General features: G+C 55.1%; 5 protein-coding genes. 3 read left to right on the top strand and 2 right to left on the bottom strand.

The annotated features are described in order from the left end of the window. Positions 1–182 precede the first annotated feature (182 nt). A complete protein-coding gene (locus DW892_RS10205) occupies positions 183–833 on the bottom strand; it encodes a LexA family transcriptional regulator (RefSeq protein ID WP_117584182.1) in 651 nt (216 codons plus the stop codon). Position 834: 1 nt separating this feature from the next. Continuing rightward, complete coding sequence (locus tag DW892_RS10200; protein ID WP_158549404.1) at positions 835–2,085, bottom strand: arginine deiminase family protein; 1,251 nt, start codon at positions 2,083–2,085, stop codon at positions 835–837. Positions 2,086–2,362: 277 nt separating this feature from the next. Here DW892_RS10200 and DW892_RS10195 point away from each other — a divergent pair, with 277 nt between their 5' ends. The 3 genes from DW892_RS10195 to argF all read left to right on the top strand — a co-directional run bounded on the left by DW892_RS10195 (position 2,363) and on the right by argF (position 6,179). Beyond that, positions 2,363–3,799, top strand: a complete 1,437-nt coding sequence (locus DW892_RS10195) for a YfcC family protein (protein ID WP_187365029.1) — start codon at positions 2,363–2,365, stop codon at positions 3,797–3,799. 42 nt (positions 3,800–3,841) lie between these two features. Next, on the top strand, positions 3,842–5,086 hold the full coding sequence (locus DW892_RS10190) for an arginine deiminase family protein (RefSeq protein ID WP_117758013.1): 1,245 nt from the start codon (positions 3,842–3,844) through the stop codon (positions 5,084–5,086). An 85-nt stretch (positions 5,087–5,171) separates the two neighbouring features. Further along, positions 5,172–6,179, top strand: coding sequence for an ornithine carbamoyltransferase (gene argF, locus DW892_RS10185; RefSeq protein WP_117767348.1), 1,008 nt, complete (start codon positions 5,172–5,174; stop codon positions 6,177–6,179). Positions 6,180–6,267: the final 88 nt, after the last annotated feature.

Here is a 6,267-nt window from a genome sequence, read left to right as displayed (position 1 = left end):
TGGGCGCCAGGCAAAGCGCCCACAAACTAGCCTCTCTTCATGAGCCCTGCAGTCCGCTCCGACTGCGGGGCTTTTGCTATTGAGGTCGCTGTTCATGGGTGGTCATTGGGGACAGACTTAAATGAGTGGTCGCCCAATGACCACTCATTTAAGTCTGTCCCCAATGACAAGATCCGATCCAATTAGATGCTCAGGTCATGGGATGCCTGAAACCAGACGATGACTCCGAGAATCCTGATTCGGCGTTTGTCCAGCACAATATCCGGTTCCGATGTGCGATATGAGTAGGATGACAGCATCACTGTGTTCGTGCCGGTGCTATACCGCCGTATGACCACTCTGGAATTATCGGACAAGGCGAGGACGGAGCATCCGTTCCAGGGCTTCAGGTTGGGGTCCACTAGGAGAAAGGATCCCATCGGATAGCATTTGGACATGGCAGATGTGTCCATTTGAACAAAGAAACACCCGCGATGTTTTTTGAATACGGATGAGGGGAGCGCCGTTGTTCCGGTCTGCTTAAGTCCTGTTCTGCCTCCATTCATCTGGATTTTAAATACATCGCAAAGGGAGTCAGTAGCAGTTTCCTTGGAATTCGGCTTCCGTCCTCCGTGGTCGAGCTTTGCGGCAAGCCCTGCGGTTTCTGATGCGAGGTCGTCAAGCTGCAGATTGAATTTCGAAACGATCTTGAGCAGTGTCGACCGGCGGATGGCATAGCGGTCCTTTTCCCAACGGCATACCGTTTCTTTGGAGACGCCGACGAGTGCCGCGAACTCCTCCTGCGTGAGCTGGTCGCGCTTGCGAAGCGCCTTTATGTTTTGACCCGTTCCCATGTTATGAAGCGCGGACGAGGGGAAGGCAGAGGCAGTTGGGGCCGCCAAAGCCGTTTGTCAGCTCGAAGATGGAGATGGGAACAAGTTCAATACCGGCCTGCTCCAGTGCCTTGTTCGTCTCGGTGTTCTCTTCGTATACGCAGACCTTGCCGGGCTCCAGGCAAAGCGTGCTTATAGCATTGTTGGTTCTTTCGACCTCTGCCGCTCCGGGATTTGAGCCGCCGCAAGGGATAAATTGCGGTGAACTTAAACCCAGGGCTAATCCCAGCGCTTCTTTTAGTCCGCCTTCGACATGACGCGCCCGGGTTGTCCTTTCCGATCTGCCTCGTGTAATGCAGTAGACCCGCGCTTGGTCCAGGAGCTCCCGGTCAATGAGGAATGTCTCATAGTTAACACGAGCAAAGTATGTGTCGAGATGAATGCAGAGATCATCGTAGGGAACCTCAATGGCCCATACGGACTCAATAGTCGAGTTCTCGTCCCAGAGCAAGTTATTCGCTAGGGTGTCTATAGCTGCTGGCTCGGTTCGTTGAGAGATGCCAACGGCTACATTTTCGCTGTTGAGGTTGTGAAGGTCGCCGCCTTCAATGTGGTAAGTCGATTCATGCTTGAAGAACTGAGGAGTCTCGCGGAAATCCGGATGATAGTTAAAAATCGTTTTATAGGCGATAACCTCACGGTTGCGCTCTGGCCAGTACATATGGTTGAGCGTGACACCTTCGCCGATGACGCTTGCTGGATCGCGCGTGAACCACATGGTGTTAAGGGGGGCTATGAGAAGGTCGTCGGGTGAGTATGCGTCTCCCGTCAGCTTTGAGAGGCTGAACACCTCCTTGTTCGTGTCGAAGACCTGGGAGTAGCGAACGCCGTTGACGGCTGCCTGGACCAGGTCGCGGGAACCTTCGATATGCTCAAGATACTCGCGAATGGCAGACTCGAGCTCAATGCCCCGCGCGCCGCATTCTGAAATGTAGCTATCGATAAAAGAGCGACGCGCTTGCTCTGTCGCATCAAGGGCTTCGGTAAGAAGGTTTTCAAGATAGAGAATCTCTACCCCTTCGTGCTCGAGCATCGCCGAGTAAGCATGATGCTCCCTAAGGGCTTTATCAAGATCGAATGAGCTGCTAGACGGACGCAACGTAAAGACCCGATTGAACTGCCCGTCGGGGTAGTTGCGCGTTTCGGGGCCGGGGCAGTGCAGGAGGGCCTTTTTTAGCTTTCCTATTTCGTTTTGAACATGTAGTGCGGACATAAGACCTCGCTTTGGCGATGAGTATTGATTGCTTCCATAGTGGCACATTACGAGTTCGATTCAATTTACATCATATCTGTCACAGGTGAATGGCACGAACCGGCTTAGTAATTGATGTTAAACATCAATCTAGAAAGCAAATTGACAAATTACGTCAATCTAAAGTCCGTTTACGGGTCGATGCGCTTCGTTGGCGGGCGAAGAGACGGAAGGGTGTTTTGCGCGATGACACAATGGCTTTGCCGGCAACGAAAAACCCCTGAATTAAGGAGGAGAGATGGCAGAGACAGAAAAGAAGCGCACTCTTCGAGTCCCGCACGTGTACACCATCATTCTCGTCTTGATGGCCGTATTTGCCGTTCTGACCTGGGTCGTGCCTTCGGGTTCGTTTGAGCGCCAGGAGGTTAACGGTCGCGAGGTAACGGTCTCGGGCACCTATGAGCCTGTCGATAAGGTCTATACGGACGAGGACGGCAACGAGGTCGATCTTCGCCAAGGCATCTTCGAAGTACTTGAGGCCCCTGCGATCGGCATCCAGCAAGCGGTCGAGGTCGTTGCATTCATTATGATTGTGGGAGGTTCCTTCCAGGTCATCACGGCGACCGGAGCCATCACGAGCGGCGTCGCCCGAGTGGTGAAGAAGTTCAAGAGCAAGGACGTCCTCATCATTCCGATCCTAATGGCGCTTTTTGCCTTGGGCGGCAGCACCTTTGGTATGGCAGAGGAGACGCTTCCGTTCTTTGCGATTCTTATGCCGATCATGATGGCCATGGGCTTCGACTCAATTACAGCGTTCATGACGGTGTTTGTGGGTGCCCGTATCGGATACATCGCATCTACCGTAAACCCGTTCAACGTCCTGATTTCCCAGGGCATCCTCGGTATCCAGGGCAACCCCCAGCTTTGGTTGCGTACTATCGCCCTTGTCGTGCTCACGGCAGTTGCCATCGCATGGGTTGTGATGTATGCCCTCAAGGTTAAGAAGAATCCCGAGGCATCCCCAGCTTTCCACGATGATATCGAGAAGCGCAAAGAGTTTGGTGCGGACGAGAATCTCCTCGATAGCGAGTTCACCGGTAGGCAGAAAGCCGTTATGGTTATTTTCGTGCTTGGACTTGCCGCCATCATTTGGGGTCTGGTGGCCCAGGGCTGGTACATGAACGAAATCTCTGCGATTTTCTTGGCCATGGCCCTTCTTTCGGGTGTTGTTTCCGGGATGAATGAGAAGGAGATCGCTGGCGAGTTCGTTAAGGGAATTGCAGACTTCGCGTTCTCTGCCATCGTTGTTGGCCTCGCCCGCGGAATCCTCGTAATCGCCAATGACGGCCTCATCATCGATACGATTCTCAACACGCTCGCCACGGCTCTCTCTGGAGTTCCGGCAGTTATCTTTACGAGCATTCTCTACGTCGTGGATAACCTTCTGTCGATCCTCGTTCCGAGCTCCTCGGGCATCGCTGCTCTTACGATTCCCATTTTCGGCCCGCTTGTTGAGCTGATGGGCTTAAACCCCGAGGCTGCAGTTACCGGCCTTTCCATGGGCAGTGCTGCCATGTCTCTCATTTCGCCGACAAGCGCGATGCTCGTTGCCGGTCTTGGCGTCTGTAAGATTCCGCTTGGCCAGTGGTGGAAGATCGCTTGGAAATTCTTCCTGGTCGTAAGCGTTATCTGCATGGCATTCACTGCGGTTTCGGGTCTTATCCCCCTGCCGTAAATGCAAAACCCCACATACAAGTTGTGAGAAAGAAGGATAGAGATGAACAAAGGACTGAACGTTCATAGCGAGATTGGCGCCCTCAAGAAGGTGTGCGTCCATCGCCCCGGTATGGATCTTGTAAACATGAAGGCGGAGGATTTCGACCGCGTTTGGATTCACGACGCGTTCTATCTGGACTATGCCCAGAAAGAGCACGATCAGTTTACCGACCTTCTTCGCGGCGCTGGCGCCGAGGTCGTCTATATGGAAGAGCTGGTTGCCGAGACGTTTGATAAGGTCGAGGGCGCGCGTGCGGAGTTCATGGGAAAGTTCATGAACGAGTCGGGTATCAAGAACGCCGCTCTTCGCCAGGCGGTTGTCGAGAAGCTCGATTCCATCAAGGACAACAAGGAATTTGTCCTCACAGCTATGGGCGGACTGTATGTGCGCGACCTCGAGATCCCGCATGTCGGCGGCTCTCTTGCCAGCCTGGACGGCGACGAGCTGAAGGGCGACGATATGGTGCTGTTCCCCATGCCGGCCTCGTATTTCTCCCGTGACCCTCTGGCTGTCGTGGGCAAGGGCGCTACCATGAACCGCATGTACTGGAATCAGCGCAATCGCGAAGTAATCTTCTACGAAACGGTGCTGCGTAACCATCCTGATTACGCTGGTAGCCCCATTTGGTATGACCACAACAGCGAGTGGCATATCGAGGGCGGCGATATCCTCAACATCAACGCCAAGACGCTCGCCATCGGTATTTCCGAGCGCACCCAGACTGCAGCCATCGATGAGCTCGCCAAGAATATGTTCTGGGGTTCCGATGAGGCCGAGATCGAGAACATCTATGCCATCAAGATTCCGCACGGCTATGCCTACATGCACCTCGACACCGTCTGCACGCAGGTCGATCGCGATAAGTTCACGGTCTATCCCGGCATCTACCAGACGCTTCGTGCCTACCGCCTGACCAAGGGCGATTCGGAGGGGGAGGTGCATATCGAGGAACTCGAGGGCACCCTGCAGCATATCCTCGAGCTTGCGACGGGTATGGACCATATCACCATGATTGAGTGCGGTGGTGGCGATCCGATCGAGGCTTCCCGTGAGCAGTGGAACGATGGTTCCAACACTCTTGCGGTCGCACCGGGCAAGGTCTGCGTGTATGAGCGCAACGTTGTAACCAACGATGCTCTTTACAAGGCTGGCGTCGAGCTGCTCGTCGCTCCCTCCGAGGAGCTTTCTCGCGGTCGCGGCGGCCCGCGTTGCATGACCATGCCGTTCTGGCGTGAGGAAATCTAGTCAGCGTTAGCGTATCTGGGCGGCGCGTGTGGTCTGCGCCGCCCATCCCTCCTTGTGTGTTCCAACAACCGAAAGGACTCAAATCATGGCTCTTAATCTTTCTGGTCGAAGCGTTCTTACCCTGCTTGACTTTACGTCCGAGGAAATCGAGTACATGCTCGACCTCTCAAAGAACTTCAAGGATATGAAGCGCGCCGGTTATCCGCACCGCTTTCTCGAGGGCAAGAACATTGTCCTGCTGTTTGAGAAGACCTCAACGCGCACGCGCTGTGCCTTCGAGGTCGGCGGTATGGACCTGGGTATGGGCGTGACCTACCTCGACCCCGGCTCGTCGCAGATGGGCAAGAAAGAGTCCATCGAGGATACCGCCCGCGTGCTCGGTCGCATGTATGACGGTATTGAGTATCGCGGCTCCGACCAGTCGATCGTCGAGGAGCTTGCCGCCAAGGCTGGCGTTCCCGTCTGGAACGGTCTGACCAACGAGTACCATCCCACCCAGGCCCTTGCCGACATTCTTACCATGCGTGAGGAGTTTGGCGACACGCGCGGCATGAAGCTCACCTATATGGGCAAGGAGCAGGGCAACGTCAGCGACTCCCTGATGGTTATCTGCGCCAAGCTCGGCATTAACTTCTGCTCCTGCGGACCCAAGGGCGATGTCGAGGGCGCCACGCACTTCGATCCCGAGCTTCTTGAGCGCTGCCAGGAGATCGCCGCTCAGAATGGCTGCACGATCCAGCTCACTGAGGATATCGAAGAGGGCGTCAAGGATGCAGACGTGATCTATACGGACGTTTGGGTCGGTATGGGCCAGGCTGAGGAGCTGTGGAAGAGCCGAATCGATCTTCTCTCTCCCTATCGAGTAACGCCCGAGGTCATGGCCAAGGCAAACCCCGGCGCCATCTTTATGCACTGCCTGCCGAGCTTCCACGATACGCAGACCACCATCGGCGCCGAGATTGCCGAGAAGTTCGGCGTGACCGAGATGGAGGTTTCCGACGAGGTCTTTGAGAGCGCGCAGTCTCGCGTGTTCCAGGAGGCCGAGAACCGCATGCATACCATTAAGGCCATGATGTACGCGACGCTTCGCTAGTAGCTGGGAAGTGAACGAACACTATGAGTAAACCGTACGGAAAGCCCGATCGCATCGTCGTCGCCCTCGGCGGCAACGCCCTCGGCAA

Origin of the sequence: Collinsella sp. AM40-7AC (genome assembly GCF_003468125.1) — a bacterium.
GTDB classification, from domain to species: domain Bacteria; phylum Actinomycetota; class Coriobacteriia; order Coriobacteriales; family Coriobacteriaceae; genus Collinsella; species Collinsella aerofaciens_O.
This window is presented reverse-complemented; position numbering and strand designations above follow the sequence as displayed.

Coding starts and splice junctions, on each gene's coding strand:
- DW892_RS10205 (WP_117584182.1), bottom strand. CDS start 833: ATGGGAACGGGTCAAAACATAAAGGCGCTTCGCAAGCGCGACCAGCTC.
- DW892_RS10200 (WP_158549404.1), bottom strand. CDS start 2,085: ATGTCCGCACTACATGTTCAAAACGAAATAGGAAAGCTAAAAAAGGCC.
- DW892_RS10195 (WP_187365029.1), top strand. CDS start 2,363: ATGGCAGAGACAGAAAAGAAGCGCACTCTTCGAGTCCCGCACGTGTAC.
- DW892_RS10190 (WP_117758013.1), top strand. CDS start 3,842: ATGAACAAAGGACTGAACGTTCATAGCGAGATTGGCGCCCTCAAGAAG.
- argF (WP_117767348.1), top strand. CDS start 5,172: ATGGCTCTTAATCTTTCTGGTCGAAGCGTTCTTACCCTGCTTGACTTT.